Raw genomic sequence first — 16,604 nt, 5'->3', positions numbered from 1 at the left:
ACGCTTGCCCGATCAACCCGACATTGAGAGGAATCTGCATGAGCAAGTTCACCACGCAAGACGGCACAGAGATCTATTACAAAGACTGGGGCACGGGCAAGCCGGTACTGTTCAGCCACGGCTGGCCGCTGGATGCAGACATGTGGGAATACCAGATGGAGTACCTCAGCAGCAAAGGCTACCGCACCATCGCCTTTGACCGCCGTGGCTTCGGCCGCTCAAGCCAGCCGTGGACCGGCTACGAGTACGATACCTTCGCCGACGACATCGCGGCGCTGATCGAGCACCTCGACCTGCGCGATGTAACGCTGGTCGGCTTCTCCATGGGCGGCGGCGACGTGGCACGCTACATCGCCCGCCATGGCAGCGAACGGGTCGCCAAACTGGCCTTGCTGGGCTCGGTCACGCCGTTCTTCCTCAAGACAGACGACAACCCGGAAGGCGTAGATCAGTCAGTGTTCGACGGCATCAAGGAGGCCCTGCTCAAAGACCGCGCCCAATTCATCAGCGACTTTGCCACGCCGTTCTACGGTTTGAACAAAGGCCAGACGGTTTCCGAGGGCGTGCAGACTCAGACCTTGAACATCGCCCTGCTCGCCTCTCTCAAAGGCACGCTGGACTGCGTCACGGCGTTCTCTGCGACGGACTTCCGTGCAGACATGGCGAAAATCGATGTGCCGACGCTGGTCATCCATGGCGATGGCGATCAGGTCGTCCCGTTCGAGGCCTCGGGCAAGCGCGCGGCGGCGATGATCAAGGGCGCCGAGCTGAAGGTTTATCCGGGAGCACCGCACGGTTTTGCCGTAACCCATGCGCAGCAACTGAACGAAGATTTGTTGACGTTCCTCAAGGGCTGATCCGTCAGTCTCCGGAAATGCCCGCGCCAGTCATGAGAGAAAAAACAGGATCATCTGGCATCGGTCATAATTAATACACACTATGAGTATTAATATCAGCACCAGTTGAAGCGGGCTCTTCGCCAACGCGTCGAGCTCGCATTCTTTCAATGGTGAGCTGAACTCATGTCAACGCTGATCCTGTCCCGCCGACTACCACCGCATGAGCGCCGCACCCGGCCTGAGCTGTCTGCCGGCCTGCGGTTTGTTGCGCCGTCCTCGCTGTTTGTAGCGCCTCACAGCAGCGTCATTCCGAACGCATCGCCTGGCAATGCGCTGGCGATTCTGGTTGCGCTCGTCCTGCATGCAGCTCTGGCGTTCTGGCTGATGGCCGATCATCCGCAAGCGCCCGAGCCGACGCCGCCCCTGCCGATCACGGTGCAATGGGTGCCACCGGCTCCGCCACCCGTAGCTCAACCGACGCCGTCGCCGCCCGAGCCCGTGCATCAGCCAGAACCGCCTGCGCCTGCGCCGCCCCAAAAATCTGCGCCCGCCGAGCCGAAGCCTGCCGAGCAGCCCAAGCCCAAAGCACAAGCCAGACCGACACCGACAAAAACGCTGGCGAAACCTGCCGAGCCTGCACCTTCTTCAGCACCGACAACGCCCGCACCTGCGCCGGCTCCCGTAGCGTCAAAACCTGCACCGGCGGCAGCGCAAACCACCACCGCGCCGATAGGCCGTGCCGGCTACCTGAATAATCCGCCGCCGGTATACCCGCCTGCGGCCGCACGCCGGCATCAGGAAGGCACGACCTTGCTACGTGTTCACGTGCTGCCCAACGGACGCGCCGATCAGGTGCAAGTGCAGCAAACCAGCGGCGTCCCGGCGCTGGATGAAGCCGCGCAGGCTGCTGTTCGGCAATGGACCTTTATTCCCGCCAAACGCGGCGATACCCCGGTTGAAGGTTGGGTCAACGTGCCCATGGCTTTCAAACTCGCACCCTGAGGCTTACGTCATGAACACCGCTTACTCCGTAATCATTACCCAGACGTCGATGATGCTGCTGGTGATCTTCTCACTGGTGACCTGGGCGTTGCTGCTCGGCAAAACACTCCAACACTGGCGATTGGCTCGTCAGAATCGACGCTACGCCACCGATTTCTGGGCCGCACGCGACTTGCAGAACGCGCTGCAAATGCCACACGGCGAAGGCAGCCTGGCGCGCCTGACCGATGCTGGCGCACAAGCGCTGGCTACGCCTCACGACTCGCCAGACCTTGGCCATAGCTGGAATCGTCAGGACTTGCTGGAGCGCAGCCTGCGCCAGCAGATTCACAAGGAACGACGCCATCTGGAGAGCGGCATGATTCTGCTTGCCTCGATCGGCAGCACCGCGCCGTTCATTGGTCTGTTCGGCACCGTGTTCGGGATCATTCATGCGCTCACCGCGATCAGCCAGGCCAAGTCGGCCAGCATCGCGGTGGTCGCCGGGCCTATCGGTGAAGCACTGGTCGCAACCGGCGTCGGTATCGCTGTCGCGGTGCCTGCCGTGCTGGCTTACAACTTTTTCGGACGGCGCATGAAGCTGGTGATCGCGGATCTGGAAGAGTTTGCCGTGGACTTTCTCAACCTCTCGCAGCGCAACGCCTTCCGACTGCAACCCGAGAATCGCGACAAGACAGCCCCCAACCTGAAAGGAGTGATCTGACATGTCCTTTTCCACTTCCAATGATGACGATGCAATCAGCGACATCAACATCACGCCGCTGGTGGACGTGATGCTGGTGCTGCTGGTGACGTTCATTGTCACCGCGCCGTTGCTCAACAACTCCATCCCGCTGGACCTGCCGCAAACTGTCGCCACCACCTCGCTGGATCAGGCCAGCCCGGTGGTCGTGAGTGTCGACGCCAGTGGCGGCGTGTTCATCGACAGTGAAGCGGTGCCGCTGGAGAACCTGCCGCAAGCACTGCAAAACCTGCACGACAAGGACCCGGACGTCGCGGTCAGCCTGCGCGCCGATCAGGCGACAGGCTATGGCCGGGTCGCTCAGGTGCTGGCCGATGTACAAAAAGCCGGCATCAGTCGCCTGTCGGTTATCACTGAAAGCCCCTGAACCAAAACCAATCGTTCATTCCAATGACCCGCGCAAGCGTGGCCCCCTGACGCCCCAGGAAAACCGTTCATGAACACTCGATCGATACCGCGCAGCCCTCGATTTCCGGTAACACGTCTCGCGTTGCTGATTTCATTGAATTCATTGTGCCTGATCAGCCCGTTCATTCAGGCCGACGACACCGTGCCCGCCCCCGTAACGCCAACCGCCAGCGACGACAGCGCAGCGATGACACTGGGCACCGTCTCGGTAATCGGCCAGGGCGAAACCCGTCAGGTACAGCGTGTCACGCAAAAGGATGTGAAGGCCTATTCCGCAGGCACCAGCCCTTTGAAAGTCCTGCAACGTCTGCCAGGGGTGAACTTCCAGTCCGGCGACCCGCTGGGCCGTGAAGAAGGCAGCCAGCGCATCAGCCTGCGCGGCTTCGACATGCACCACCTGGGCTACACGCTGGACGGCGTCACGCTGGGCAACATGAGCTTCGGCAACTTCAACGGCCTGAGCATTACCCGGGCGATCATCGCGGAAAACATCGGCGCCAGCGAAGTAGCTCCTGGTATCGGATCGCTGGGTACTGCGTCGAATAGCGACCTGGGCGGCACCATCCAGTTCACCAGCTCCAACCCCGACAAAGAGTTCGGCGCACGCCTGTCGCAAACCATGGGCAGCTACGACACCTCGCGCACGTTCATGCGCGTCGACACAGGCGAGTACAACGGTTTGTCGGCCTACGTGTCCGGAGAGAAGTACGACGCCGACGCCTGGAAAGGCCACGACAACCCGCAGAAATCCGATGCCGTGAACGCCAAGGTCAATTACAACTTCGGCGACAATCGCGTGAGCTTCTTTCACAGCACCTCATCGCATGACGAAGCCAACCTGCCGAGCCTGTCGAAGAGCATCATCCAGCGCCTTGGCTACAACTGGAGTTACTACACACCGGACTGGACCCGCGCAGTCAACGCCGCCAACGGCATTTATACCGGCGGCGTCACCAGCGCAGGCGATGCTACTTACAACGCCAGCAGCCTGCGTGATGACGAACTGGATATTCTCAACGGCAACTTCTCGCTGACCGATGATCTGGTACTGGACGCTACGGCCTATCACCATCATGACTCGGGCCGGGGCAACTCCTACTATCCGTTCATCTACACCAGCGGCTCGACGACAGTGCCCAGCAACGCGATTCGCAGCACCGTGTACGGCATTGACCGAACCGGCTTCCAGAGTTCGCTGACCTACTACCTGGGGCAGCATGAAATTCAGGGCGGGTTCTGGATTCAGTCCAACAAGAACGACATTGCCCGCTACCTGTTCGACACCACTAACGCAACGCCGCAGAACCATATCGTCAAAACTGACGGGCTGCCGCTGGCCGCCACCGTGCTGGACCAGAGTTACAACGACCTGACCCGCCAGTTCTACCTGCGCGATACCTACACCCTGCTCGATGACCGCCTCAAACTTGAGTTCGGGGCGAAAAATACAGTCACCACTTCGACCGCCGAGGGCAAGGGTGGCGGTTATGCCAGCGGTTCGCTGGAGGCGCGGGACAGGTTCTTGCCGCAAGTCGGCGCGACCTACAAGCTCGACGAAGACGATGAAGTCTTTACCTCGTATTCCGAAAACATGGCGGCGTTTCCGAGTGGCGGTTACAGCCCGTTCTTCACCACGCAGACCGCCGTCGATGCGCAGAACGGCTTCAAGGACCTCAAGCCCGAGACGTCGAAAACCGTCGAACTGGGCCTGCGCCGCAGCACTAAACTGTATTCAGCTTCTGCGGCGGTCTACAGCACCAAGTTTGATAATCGCCTGGTCGCCATCACCAACTGCACCGGGATCGTGATTTGCCAGAACGGCGTGGCGAACGTCGGCTCGGTCACCAGCCGCGGCCTGGAACTGTCGTTCGGCCTGACACCCAATGAGAACTGGCGCTGGTCCAACTCCATGTCCTATAACCGCAGCACCTACGACGATGACTATGTCAGTGGCGGCAACACGGTGCATGTAAAAGACAAGACCGTGGTCGACACGCCGAAGTTGATGTATTCGAGCAACCTGGACTGGAACTGGGAACACTGGAATGCCGGCTTGCAAGGCAACTACGTCAGTAAACGTTATTACACGTACACCAACGACTCCAGCGTCAGCGGCTACTGGCTGGCGAACGCCAACCTCGGTTACGACTTTGGCAAACTCGGCGCCCTCAAGGACACCACGGTCTCGCTGAATATGGTCAACCTGTTCGACAAACGCTATATCTCCACCCTCAACACCGACGCCAGCGCGGCGGCTGATCCGTCAGAAAACTTGCAGGTTCTTCAAGTGGGCACACCACGCAGCGCGTTTGTGACGCTGGCCGTGAAGCTTTGATTTTTTGCTGACAGTGAACGGGCGAAGGATCGCTCGATCCCATGCATGGTCTTGTGTACAAGCTTGCTCGTGAAGGCAATCTACCAGTCGCTGCATAGCTGCATAATAAGTGTCGGTTACCAGCCCACGGCGACGAACAGCGCACGGTGCTGCATACTCTGCGCCTATATAGCGACTGACCTTTATCCGGAAATCACATGACACCCAATGCAGAACTCTACAACCCTTCCACCGAATACGCCGACAAACTGATCTCGCGCATCGGACAAACACCCTCGTGGATCGCCAAGCGTATCGGTGTCACGGACAAGCGAATTCGCTACATTCTCGATGGCGAAAGGACTGTGAAGGGCGAGACCACGCCGATTCAGATGACGTATACCGAGCAGTTTGCGCTGGAGTGCCTGGTGGCAGAGGCTGTAGCGCTGCGGAGGTAAGCCCCGTGTGGCGGAATCTGGACCGTCGCAACCTTATTGCATCCCTTGCGGGGGGCACACTTCTTTTTCCAGGTTTACATCGCGAGAGGTCGCGATGAGCAGTGACAGACGTCTGACAGCCCGTGTGGAACGATCAATAAGCACAGCCAAAATCAGTGCTTTCCGGATTCACATTGGGCGTAAGTTACGGTCATTGATGCTAGTGCAACTGGAAAACGCGTAACTGCTGAACATCAACTACATCTCAAAAATCAGTTTCACTTCACACTGCCTTGGGTTTGCCAGAGAAACCACTGACCTGGGTATCACCGTTTCCTCGACACAGTTCCCCCATGACTTGCACGGCTTAAAGGGCGGGCGATCAAGCATTGCCCTTGAACCTGAGGTTCCTGATAATCACGCCCACAAATAACTCATGCAAGGAAATGCAGTGAAAAGAAATCTACTGGTGGTTACGTTGCTTGCACTGTTGATGCAAGGCTGTGGCGTGACCATGACGCGTTACGAGCCCAGCTTTGATAACGTCCAGACGCTCAAGCAAAGCCCTCCCCTGCGACCGATCCATCAGGCCCAGGTCAGCGCTGCGGCAGGTCAGGGTTCACTGCAGGTGCGGGGTAACCCTGTCACATCCCCCAGCGGCAGCATCACGCAACATATCCAGGATGCCCTCAACAGTGAACTGGATCGCGCAGGCCTCATCGACCCGCGATCGCCGCGCCAGCTGAATGTGCTGGTCACCCGGAATGAACTGACCGCCGGGATGGGCACCGGCAACGGCACAATCGCCGCGCGCTTCACCCTGCTTGAAGGCGAGAAAGTTGAATACGACGCCACCAAGCAGGTCAGCAGCCAATGGAACAGCAGCTTTTGGGGTGTGATCGCTATCCCTAATGCGGCCAACGCCTACAACCCGCTGGTGCGTGACTTGCTCAAGGCCTTATACAACGACCCACTGTTTACTCAGGCGCTGAATCACAAATAAAAAAAGAGCCTCAATAGAGGCTCTTTTTTATAGGGCGGTGAGTTCATCACGCCCGCGGAACAGTAACATCCAGCATTGAATACTTCAGACTTTGGCTATCCACCATCTGTTTGAGCAGTGAATTGACCTGGCGCGTAAATGTATCGTTTACAGCCTTCTGTGGCGTATTGGCCATCATCGGCACAAACCAGATGCCCATCCAGGTATTGATTGCATCATGGTTACTGACCGTTCTCAACACCTTGCCCTGGGGATCCTGCGCGTCCAGGCTCATGCTGTACTGATCGGTGGCCATCGACGGAATAATAGTCAGGGTCAGGCCGCTGATAAACCCCATTGCCATTTGGCCACCGGTTGGCGGATGGTTATAAACCTTGAGGTGCAGGCTGTAGTCGCCTGGCTGTTTCTTGAACTCATCAAGGGTCACCCGGCCAAACAACCCAGAGTCAGTCAGCGCTTTTTGCAGCTGGGGCCTGAGTGCATCCCGAGCTTGCGGCACTTCTACTGCGCTAGCGGTGCCGGGTGTGCCCTGGTAAAAATCAAAGGCAACAAACACGTTGGGTTTATTCGCGTAGCTGGCCATGGAGGGCATGGTGACGGGCGCTACTTCATCCTTGGTAAAACTGGCGCAACCGCTTAATACCAGCATCGCCGCAAGGCCTAGTACCTTTACACGTTTCATTTACGATTTCCTTGGTCAATAACAGAACGTCTGTCCGAATCCCTTCAAGAATTGCGGCCTTACCACTGCCTCATGCGACAGCGGTAGTAGCCATTATTGTGCCAGCCACTAAAAATTCGTCAATAATCTTTAGGCAGGCGCAGACCTTCAAGGGGAATGGTCTGAGAAACCATTGATCACACCCACGAAGGATTTCTTGCTCTGGGTCTACGCTGTCGGCTGGCCGATTGATTTTTACGGTGCCGCCAGGGTGCTGGATCTCAACGCGGATATGACACAAAAACGGACTGCATTCCCATGCTGTTCTGCGTTTTAAGCAGACTCCACTTGTGAAGGAGGTTCGCGCCGAGGCCGTGGTTAAGCGCAATGCTGCCAATCGAGGCTATGGACTGCGCGCACTCTTGACTGACCTGAGCCTTGAACGATGTGAATAGGAACAGCGTTGTGGCTGCATGAAAAACCTCTTGAATGGCTACGCGTGGTGCTCGCTTCAAATGTGAGGTAGACGCCATCGCCTTTGGCGGCGGGGGCAGCCAGGTGTGTTGGCTGGCCGGTTAATATTTATTCATGCAATCGGCGCTTAAGATTCAAGAGCCTCGGCCGATCCTATTATATTGCTGAGCCTAAGTTGGCTCTAATCAATTTTGGGCAAGAAGTTAGTATACAGCTGGAGTTAACACGTGACATTACGTCTGACCTGCAAAGCTATAATGATCGCTCTGTCTTTTGCCTTGTCAAATGCGGCAGTTTCTGAAGAGCTTAAAGTGTACAACTTTTCGCCTGTCAATCAATACAACCTTAATCTTTCAGCCAGTTTTTGGAATCCAATCATAAAGTACGTGTCCGAAAAAAGCGGGGTGAATCTCACTCTGAAATTAGGGCGAACGTCCTCGGACACAACGAGTTATGTGCTCGCGCAAGAAGTAGATTTCGCTTTTACCAACCATCTGTTTAGCCCCGAACGCGACACCATGGGCTGGAAGGTGTTTGGTCGCCGTGACGCGCCGGCCCTCGAAGGACAAATCGTGGTACCTGCCGACTCGCCCATTCATAGCCTTTCGGAACTAGAGGGCAAGGAAGTAGTTTACCCAGGACCCGAAGCGTTTATTGCTTATAAAGTCACAAGCTCGGAATTGGTAAAGAAAGGGATACAGACGTCTACTGTGTTTGCAGGAAACATGGATGGTGCGTTCAGTCAACTCCTTAGTGGTAAGGCTCAAGCGATGGGGGCCAACTCACAGCTTGTGAGTAGCTACACCGAGAGAGAAGGCAAGTCATTTCGCGTACTTTGGAATTCGGCCTCGTTCAATGATTTAGCCCTCATGGCATCCCCTCGAGTGTCTAAAAAAGAACGTGATGCGGTAGCCAACGCTTTTTTCAATATGCAACATGATGCCGAGGGTAGCAGAATTCTTAATGAGGCGACCGAACTGGTCCACGCACCGACACCGATCACCTTCATTCCTGCGACGGAAGCGGATTATGCTGCCTATCGTGATTTTTATAATAGCGTGCCCGCAAACCGTAAGTAAACAATTTCACCTTTAGCTGGAGAGGCTGTTAATGAATTTCTTTAAAAGCCTGCTGCCCAAATCACTGACGTCGCGTATATTGGCGATGTTATCTATTCTGATACTGACTTTCCTGACGACTGGCTTGACTCTTTTTTATAAAAACCAGCTGCTTCAGCATATTGAAGAGATACAAGACACCGCTAACATGCTGATAGAGGTTGCCGCACAAGCTGTTGAGGAAAGTGTAGTAATCGGCGATTACGACACCATCAAAAGAACCCTCGAAAAAACCTTGGCTCGCTCGCCGTTCAAGTCGGCCATGTTTATTGACCTGTCGGGTGGAGCCATTCGCCTGCAGGCCGCCAGCGCGCCTTTTGGAAGAGCCCCTGCGTGGATAGAATCCGAAGTCGCGGCACGATTATTCGATGTCAATCGTCCGATTACTATCGGGGGAAAAGATTATGGCGTGATGCGTCTGTCTTTTAATCCTGAAAAAATTGCCAGTGAACTCTATAACCTGGTAGTCCAAGCTACACTATTCGCCGTATTTTTTTTACTCATAAGCTTGATTTTAATGGGGTTCATGATCAAGCGTTCACTTGCCCACCTAGGCAAGCTTCACTCTTATGAGGCAGAAATCGCTTCAGGCGCAGTGGCTGCAGAAGCTATGTTGGTCGCGGATGCTCCCATGGAAATACAGGAGGCTATAAAAGCGGTAAACCGTACTGCCGCGAGTATGCGCAATCACTTTGGCCTGCGTATCGAATCGCTGATGAACACCCTGGTGCAGCATAAAAATGCCCTGGATGAAGTTTCAATCGTTTGCGAGGTTTCGGCCTCCGGACGTATCACCTATGTTAACGAACGATTCGTAACAAGCTCGCAGCATTCGCGAGCTGAACTTTTAGAGTTGACGATCGATGAAGTCTGGACCGGCATGTCTTCAGCCAATGAGCCGTGGCAATGGGCACCCGAAAATGAGGTGTGGAACGGTGAGGTCAGGCTTTCAGGTCGTACCGGTAAGGAAGCATGGCATCGCCGCACTGTCATACCTATTCTCGATGACATGGGCGGTGTTGAAAAATATATTTGCATCGACATCGATATTACAGATCGAAAAGAGTTTGAGGTCGCGATTCTGGATAACTCCAGAAGGCAAAACCTTATTGCCTTGTTTGGCCAGCAGGCATTGACAGAAGAAAACGTCAATGCTCTAGGTGAACTGGCAGCACTGACCGCGGCGCAAGGATTGAAATTGAGCAAGGCCGCAGTGTTAGTCGTTGATCGAGAGAGTCACGAGATCATCCTCAAAGCGGAGGTTGGCTTGACTCACTTTGACATACGCAGTGGCTATCATAATGATTTTTTGAACGGCACTGCTTCTTCTGCCGGGTCTGTCATTCATCTTGATGCGCCTGATAGCAGATACATGCTGCTTCCTGCTGAAACAGTGGAAGCTTACAGCATTAGAAGCGGCATAGAGGTTGATATCTCTTGCCGGGATGTTTTCAAGGGCGTTCTTGGGGTTTATGCCAGCACGGACTCCCCCTTTACACGTGAAGACATTACCTACATCCAAACACTTTCCAACCTGTTGGCAGCCGCGCTTGAACGGTATGACGCAAAGAAAAAGCTAACCTATCTGGCCGAAAACGATTCGCTCACCCATCTGCCTAATCGCTGGTTTCTCAGCAATTATCTGCGCGAGATAATCAGTCGGAAAACGTCAGCGCCAGATGCTGTAAGCGTCATATTCATAGATTTGGACAGATTCAAAGCCGTGAATGACACCATGGGGCATTCAGTGGGCGATCAATTGCTTATCCAGGCAGGTCGACGCTTGAAATACTGCATTGATGAGAACAGTGTGGTTGCGAGGCTGGGAGGCGATGAGTTTTCGATCGTCGTCACACACCAGCTTTATTCCGAGAGCCTCATCAAATCGCTTGCAGCCCATGTGGTTGATGCGTTAGAAAAACCGTTCAACCTTGGCGGCCAGGATATATTTGTTTCAGCGAGTGTAGGCATTGCTAACTATCCGTTTGACGGGCGTGACACGGGCGTTATCTTAAAGAATGCAGACACCGCCATGTACCACGCCAAAAAAAGCGGCCGTAATAATTTCAAGTTTTACAACTCCACGATGAACGAAAGTTTAACTAAACGCTTGCAAACTGAAACGCTATTGCGGGGCGCGCTTGAGCGCGATGAGTTTATTCTACATTTTCAGCCAAAAGTCAGCCTCGTCGATGGCAGGATAAGTGGCTTGGAGGCTTTATTGCGGTGGAATCATCCAGAGCAAGGTATGGTTTCTCCGGCTGATTTCATCCCTATTCTTGAGGACACCGGCCTGATTATCCCTGTCGGTGTGTGGGTTATCCGGAAAGTCTGTGAAACCCTAAAAAGCTGGGAAGAGAATAATATAAGGCTGGTACCGATCGCCATCAATCTGTCAGTCAGACAGCTTCAGGTAAAAGGCCTGGCCGAGAACGTCAAACATATCGTTGAAGCATACGGTATCAACCCCGCTCTTTTAGAGTTCGAACTGACCGAGTCGATGCTGATGATTGATCCCGAGTCGGCGGTTGAAATACTTCGAGACATAAAATCATATGGCATAAGTCTTTCTGTCGATGATTTCGGAACGGGCTATTCCAGTTTGGCCTACTTGAAGCGTTTTCCTCTTGATGCCCTCAAAATCGACAGGGCGTTCATAAAAGACATAACGAGCAATCATGAGGACGCCGCTATCACCAGGGCGGTAATCGTATTAGCGCACGAGCTGGGTCTTAAAGTCATTGCAGAAGGCGTCGAAACAGTCGACCAGTTAGAGCGGCTTGTGACGTATGGCTGCGATCAAATGCAGGGTTATCTTTTTAGTAAGCCGGTCATCAGTGATGAGTGTGCTGCCATGGTTAAAGCGTCACGTAGTCTGGAGGTCAGGTTTTCTGAAAGTGGTGTTGCGTAACGTAGTATTGTTAGCGTCTGCGAGAGCAGTCATGACCGACGGCTGTACTCAACTGCCACTTTTGACCGTATGCAGCGTGTAAGCTCCAATGGCACTAAGCTGGAAGCGGCTACCGAGCAAGAAGTGAAAACAAGAGAGCGCCCTGCTAATCTCGCCCTCCAGTTCGGGTGTTCCTCGATAGGCCGGGCGACTTTTGCGATTACATCGCCAGGCAAGCGCCACCAGGAACACCATCTAACAGGCAGTGGATAACGCTATGAAGTCTCGGTGCCCTAGCTGTGGCCATATCCCCATCAGGATACCGCCCACTCATAAGTGCTCAGAATGCGGAGTTTTTTCTCACGAGTGGCTGATTTATGACTGGGAAGGCTTTGCTTCCTCCAGACGTCAGCACCTCATCTGCAATATTCTGATCATCAGCATGGCAGTCATTAACCTGGTCGCCTTGGTGACATTTGACTCCAGCAATGGCGTTCTCTGGGTGCTAAATGTTCTTTCTATTCCAGCCACGATCAGTTTGTTTATGTGCCTCAGCGATCTTCGAGGGCAAGCTGAGTACAAAGGGCATAGCAGTAGCGCTGTTTTACCTTGGTTTTCAGGATTCTGAGCAGCAGTCACCAGGCAATGGGTCTGTCGTTCCAGTCCCAGAATGTTCCGCTGTCAGCCGGTCCATGTGCTCCTAACACCTCAATAATGCGATCCGCCGAGAACGCCGGCTCGAATAGTTGCCCATCAGGTACGTTCGCCTGGAATGGCTGAGACAGATCCGTGTCAGTCGTGCCTGGGTGTATGGCCAGGACAGTAGAGGCAGGGTTCAAGCGTTTCAACTCGATACTGGCCGTGTGCAGCAACTGGTTGAGCGCCGCTTTGCTGGCTCTATAGCTGTACCAGCCCCCCAGTCGGTTATCGCCAATGGAGCCAACCCTCGCAGAGAGCGCCGCGAACGTTGAAGGTTGTTTGCGCAATAACGGGAGCAAGTGTTTAAGCAGCAGGATCGGAGCAAAGGTGTTGGTAAAGAAGCTCGCTTGCAGGCTCGCAAGCGTCAGTTGTGCCAGGCCCTTTTCTGCTTTTGCGCCGTCCTGATGAAGAATGCCTAGCGTACTGATGACAAGGTGCAGATGATTGCACCCTTCAAGCGTCTCGCTCACGAGAGATTCGAGGGATTGCTCATCGCGCGCGTCGCAGTCGACTCGTTTCAGGCGTTGGCCATAGTGCTCTGCAAGCTTTGCCAACTCTGCGGATGTGCTGGCTCTTCGTGCGACTGCCCATACCTGTGCCACATCATCGCGAGCAAGCAAAGCCGCGCACAGTGCCAGGCCGATACCTCGGCTGGCTCCGCATATCAACACGTGAGCTTCGCTATTCAGTTCGGGTATCACACTCATAAGGCACCTTTGAGGAGCATGGCTGAAGTATCTTTTATGACTTCGGAACAGGGCATGACGTTCAGGTGAGCGGTTGCTGACAAGGGACCTCAACGAAAGCGGCCTGATGCTGAATGGTCACGTTGGCTCTATCGGGAATGATCGTCCTCTGAATGGCGGTGATTTTAGAGGACGTTGCCATGAACGCTTTTGCGCCGATGGCCCGACGCTACAACTCGGTTGCGATTTACCAAACATAACGCACTATCGCGCTTCATGAACCCAGGCTTTTTTTTTCAAAATAAACGCGCTTGAAACCGTGCTCAGTGCGCAGCGCTACTTGAACATACCCAAGCCTGGGGTAAATCGAGAGGTTGTCGGTCATCTTCTCGCGGGTATAAAGATGCACTGCACTCATACCGAGCTTTCGGCCCGCGTTTTCACACGCCAAACTGCATGGACTTGACCAGCGTACGCGGTAGTGGCGACCTGCCGAGAACGGCCAGGAGCAGACCTTCCACCTAGCCTGCTTTAGACCTGACCCAGATGTCCGAATTCCCAGGGTTTCACTGAGCGTCGATGGCCCCTATAGTGTCCGCCGATTGATAGTCAAAGGAAGGGCTATGACGCTGATAACTTGTAGAGATTAAGTGTTCGCTAATGATGCAGGCGTTACTCGTGGAGGCACGCGAACGCTGCCTGGTTTTTAGCGTGCTTCTGCAAGCGTTACGATTTCTAACCTGTTTTCAAATGCTGAGTGCACGTCGAGCGCCAGCCCAACCGAGATCCTTTCATGACACCCTTAGATATAGAGCTCTTAATGATCGCCTTGGTCAGCGTCCTGGTGCTGGTAGCGCTCATTGTGTCGCGACTCAAGATGCACCCGCTTTTGGCCCTAATCATAGTTTCCGTTGGCGTGGGCTTTGCAACCCAAATGCAGCCAGAAAGTATAGTCGCCCACTTGATCGCCGGCGCCGGAAAGACACTGGGGGCAGTTGGGCTCGTAATCGCGCTTGGCGCGATGCTAGGCAAAATTCTGGCTGACGCTGGCGTCACGGAGCAAGTTGCCGAGGCCATCCTTAAACGCACCTCGGATCGCATGATACCTTGGGCAATGATGATGGTTGCCTTTGTAATTGGCATACCTATGTTTTTCGAGGTGGGTTTGGTGATCATGCTGCCGCTGATATTCAGCGTGGCGAGAAAGCTGGAAAGCCAGGCTCGCTTCAAAGGCTCGGCCTATGTCTATGTGGGTGTTCCGGTAATTTCGGCGCTTGCCGCTATGCACGGTATGGTACCGCCGCACCCTGGCCCTTTGACGGCCATCGCCGCGCTCAAAACCTCGGTTGGGCCGACCATGCTCTATGGCTTTATCGCGGCCATTCCTGCAATGATTCTGGGCGGCCCGCTTTACGGCGCGTTCATTTCACGGCGAATGAGCACTCGGCCTGATCAGACGTTACTTGATCAATTCACCCTAGCTGAAAAAGCCGATAATCAACCCCGGCCCGGTGTGTGGCTCGGCGTGCTGGCAGCCTTGCTACCGGCGATCCTGATGCTTATTCATGCCGTCGCTGAGATGGTGCTACCCAAGGGCGATGCTATCCTGCAAATGGCTAGTTTCCTCGGCAACCCTCTGATTGCGATGCTCCTGGGCGTGCTGTTCGCGGGCGCGAGCCTGCTACTCGCGCGCGGTGGAAACGCCGAAAAGGTGCGCGATTCGCTGGGTAACAGCCTTAAGCCAATCGCCTCCATCATCATGATAATCGCAGGAGGGGGGGCCTTTCAGGAGATGCTGACCAGCGCCAAAGTAGGCGATGCCATTGTGCACCTGACTCAGCAGTCTGCCTTCCCTCCGTTGATCCTTGGTTGGGTGATCGCGATGTTGCTCTCGGTGTCTACGGGTTCCGCCACTGTGGGTATCGTAGGGGCTGCTGGCTTGCTGGCGCCGCTTGCTGGCGCTGACCCCAGCCTCAACCTGCCTTTGCTGGCCCTGTCCATTGGCTGCGGTTCGCTGTTCTTCAACTATGCGAACCACGCAGGTTTCTGGATGGTAAAGGAATCCTTTGGCATGACCATGGGCGAAGCCACCAAGACTATCTCGGTGGTTCAATCCATCGTGGCTGTGGTCGGATTGATTGTGGTGTTGATCCTGAATGCGGCTATTACAGTGATTTAAATCGGGATTCGTTCGCAGAGCAGTAGCTCTGCCCGAGCGAGGTATCCAACACCATGTTTAACGACGTGCCAATCGCAGCTGGCACGCTAGATTTCAATCTCAGGCGCGTACTTTTCTGCTGTGAAAGCCACACTCGACTTTTTCAACAGAATCGACCCATAGCTGTCACTCCGTCCGCTGGCCGACTCCCTCTCAAAAATGTCCGTCGTCTGGACAAAATCGACGAACCGCTTGTTAGCGAAGGAAAGGTATTCGTTCGCCCGCCAGCACAAGCTGAAACTCATAGTTTGTGCGGGTTTGAAAGGAACGCCCACAATGCTCGACACGCGCTCCTGAACAGAGCGCAATAACGTGGAAATTCCCATCCCGTCGACAGTGGCCTTGATGACGAGTGACACGAAGTTGCTTTGCAGTGCAATTCGGTAATTTGCGCTGCCAGCATCGCAGAAAGCGTCGAGCAAATGGCGTTGCAGGAATGTCTCGTCGAACACCACCATGGGCTCATCCTGCAAGTGTCGGGCTTCTAGAAAGGGTTCCAGGGCTAACGGGTTGTCTTTGTTCATGCATAGCACCATCTCGTCTGTTCCCAGTAGTACTGAGTCCCAGCTCGACTGGACTCGTCGCGACTCCAATAACGCGATGTCGATTTTGCGGTCTTCAAGGCGCTGGCTGATGTCATCGGCGCTGCCTTCCAGCACTGTCATCACAATGCCCGGATGCTGGATCCGGAATGCGCTGAGCACCTCGGGGATATAGTTGAGACCGAACATCGGGGGCACGCCTACGCGGATTTCGCCACTCTGCAATTGCGTCATATCGCGTAGCTCTTGCCGCGCCATGTCCAGCTCCAGCAACGCTACTTGCACACGTGCCAGAAAGCTTTGCCCTTCAGCGGTCACGGTGATTTTCCGGCCTGCGCGATTGAAGAGAGTGACACCCAGCTCCTCCTCCATCCGGCTCACAGCCATGCTCAGAGCAGGTTGCGCGATGTGCAGGCTCTGTGCAGCGTTGGTGAAACTGCCTTGCCGGGCCACTTCGACGCAGCATCTAAGGGCCTTCAGGTTCATGGCAGATACGCTCGTGGTGAAAATCACAGAATAACAACCTGTGATGAAAGTCATCACATCTTAATATTATTCGTGATGAGCGCGA

Annotated in this window: 12 protein-coding genes and 2 pseudogenes; 10 read left to right on the top strand and 4 right to left on the bottom strand. The window is 54.7% G+C overall.

The genetic code is table 11. The annotated features are described in order from the left end of the window. The first annotated feature begins 38 nt into the window (after positions 1-38). From N018_RS03315 to N018_RS03285, 7 genes are all read left to right on the top strand, one after another. Positions 39-857 (top strand): alpha/beta fold hydrolase, encoded by an 819-nt coding sequence (locus N018_RS03315; protein ID WP_025388834.1) that lies wholly within the window; start codon positions 39-41, stop codon positions 855-857. A gap of 165 nt (positions 858-1,022) precedes the next feature. Next, a complete protein-coding gene (locus N018_RS03310; RefSeq protein ID WP_025388833.1) occupies positions 1,023-1,841 on the top strand; it encodes an energy transducer TonB in 819 nt (272 codons plus the stop codon). A 10-nt stretch (positions 1,842-1,851) separates the two neighbouring features. Beyond that, the gene (locus N018_RS03305; RefSeq protein ID WP_024646155.1) at positions 1,852-2,544 is read left to right on the top strand and encodes a MotA/TolQ/ExbB proton channel family protein; all 693 of its coding nucleotides are present in this window, start codon (positions 1,852-1,854) and stop codon (positions 2,542-2,544) included. 1 nt (position 2,545) lies between these two features. Next, entirely contained in the window at positions 2,546-2,950 is a 405-nt protein-coding gene (locus N018_RS03300) for an ExbD/TolR family protein (RefSeq protein WP_024646154.1), read from the top strand. Between the two features lie 69 nt (positions 2,951-3,019). After that, positions 3,020-5,326, top strand: coding sequence for a TonB-dependent receptor (locus tag N018_RS03295; protein ID WP_025388832.1), 2,307 nt, complete (start codon positions 3,020-3,022; stop codon positions 5,324-5,326). 197 nt (positions 5,327-5,523) lie between these two features. Next, positions 5,524-5,763: a hypothetical protein gene (locus tag N018_RS03290; protein ID WP_024646152.1), complete on the top strand. Its 240-nt coding sequence runs from the start codon at positions 5,524-5,526 to the stop codon at positions 5,761-5,763. Positions 5,764-6,193: 430 nt separating this feature from the next. Beyond that, positions 6,194-6,745: a hypothetical protein gene (locus N018_RS03285; RefSeq protein ID WP_024646151.1), complete on the top strand. Its 552-nt coding sequence runs from the start codon at positions 6,194-6,196 to the stop codon at positions 6,743-6,745. A gap of 46 nt (positions 6,746-6,791) precedes the next feature. On the opposite strand, the gene N018_RS03280 is transcribed toward N018_RS03285, so the two are convergent. Further along, the gene (locus N018_RS03280) at positions 6,792-7,427 is read right to left on the bottom strand and encodes a hypothetical protein (protein ID WP_024646150.1); all 636 of its coding nucleotides are present in this window, start codon (positions 7,425-7,427) and stop codon (positions 6,792-6,794) included. 710 nt (positions 7,428-8,137) lie between these two features. Here N018_RS03280 and N018_RS03270 point away from each other — a divergent pair. Together N018_RS03270 and N018_RS03265 are read left to right on the top strand one after the other, a co-directional pair. Then, a complete protein-coding gene (locus N018_RS03270) occupies positions 8,138-8,959 on the top strand; it encodes a phosphate/phosphite/phosphonate ABC transporter substrate-binding protein (protein ID WP_032632897.1) in 822 nt (273 codons plus the stop codon). A 31-nt stretch (positions 8,960-8,990) separates the two neighbouring features. Further along, positions 8,991-11,909: a putative bifunctional diguanylate cyclase/phosphodiesterase gene (locus tag N018_RS03265; protein ID WP_025388831.1), complete on the top strand. Its 2,919-nt coding sequence runs from the start codon at positions 8,991-8,993 to the stop codon at positions 11,907-11,909. Between the two features lie 614 nt (positions 11,910-12,523). Here N018_RS03265 and N018_RS03260 read toward each other — a convergent pair. After that, a complete protein-coding gene (locus tag N018_RS03260) occupies positions 12,524-13,294 on the bottom strand; it encodes an SDR family NAD(P)-dependent oxidoreductase (protein ID WP_025388830.1) in 771 nt (256 codons plus the stop codon). A 253-nt stretch (positions 13,295-13,547) separates the two neighbouring features. Next, positions 13,548-13,718: pseudogene (locus N018_RS27900) on the bottom strand (GNAT family N-acetyltransferase); the annotation flags it as partial. A gap of 348 nt (positions 13,719-14,066) precedes the next feature. Between N018_RS27900 and N018_RS03250 the strand changes: the two are divergent. Continuing rightward, a complete protein-coding gene (locus N018_RS03250; RefSeq protein ID WP_024646146.1) occupies positions 14,067-15,452 on the top strand; it encodes a GntP family permease in 1,386 nt (461 codons plus the stop codon). 188 nt (positions 15,453-15,640) lie between these two features. Here the strand turns inward: N018_RS03250 and N018_RS03245 are convergent. Further along, positions 15,641-16,519: pseudogene (locus N018_RS03245) on the bottom strand (LysR family transcriptional regulator); the annotation flags it as partial. Between the last annotated feature and the right edge of the window lie 85 nt (positions 16,520-16,604).

Origin of the sequence: Pseudomonas syringae CC1557 (genome assembly GCF_000452705.1) — a bacterium.
Classification (GTDB): Bacteria; Pseudomonadota; Gammaproteobacteria; order Pseudomonadales; family Pseudomonadaceae; genus Aquipseudomonas; species Aquipseudomonas syringae_F.
This window is presented reverse-complemented; position numbering and strand designations above follow the sequence as displayed.

What these genes read in the sequence shown, in the direction of transcription:
- N018_RS03315 (WP_025388834.1), top strand. Translation starts at nt 39, where the DNA reads ATGAGCAAGTTCACCACGCAAGACGGCACAGAGATCTATTACAAAGAC.
- N018_RS03310 (WP_025388833.1), top strand. Translation starts at nt 1,023, where the DNA reads ATGTCAACGCTGATCCTGTCCCGCCGACTACCACCGCATGAGCGCCGC.
- N018_RS03305 (WP_024646155.1), top strand. Translation starts at nt 1,852, where the DNA reads ATGAACACCGCTTACTCCGTAATCATTACCCAGACGTCGATGATGCTG.
- N018_RS03300 (WP_024646154.1), top strand. Translation starts at nt 2,546, where the DNA reads ATGTCCTTTTCCACTTCCAATGATGACGATGCAATCAGCGACATCAAC.
- N018_RS03295 (WP_025388832.1), top strand. Translation starts at nt 3,020, where the DNA reads ATGAACACTCGATCGATACCGCGCAGCCCTCGATTTCCGGTAACACGT.
- N018_RS03290 (WP_024646152.1), top strand. Translation starts at nt 5,524, where the DNA reads ATGACACCCAATGCAGAACTCTACAACCCTTCCACCGAATACGCCGAC.
- N018_RS03280 (WP_024646150.1), bottom strand. Translation starts at nt 7,427, where the DNA reads ATGAAACGTGTAAAGGTACTAGGCCTTGCGGCGATGCTGGTATTAAGC.
- N018_RS03270 (WP_032632897.1), top strand. Translation starts at nt 8,138, where the DNA reads ATGATCGCTCTGTCTTTTGCCTTGTCAAATGCGGCAGTTTCTGAAGAG.
- N018_RS03265 (WP_025388831.1), top strand. Translation starts at nt 8,991, where the DNA reads ATGAATTTCTTTAAAAGCCTGCTGCCCAAATCACTGACGTCGCGTATA.
- N018_RS03260 (WP_025388830.1), bottom strand. Translation starts at nt 13,294, where the DNA reads ATGAGTGTGATACCCGAACTGAATAGCGAAGCTCACGTGTTGATATGC.
- N018_RS03250 (WP_024646146.1), top strand. Translation starts at nt 14,067, where the DNA reads ATGACACCCTTAGATATAGAGCTCTTAATGATCGCCTTGGTCAGCGTC.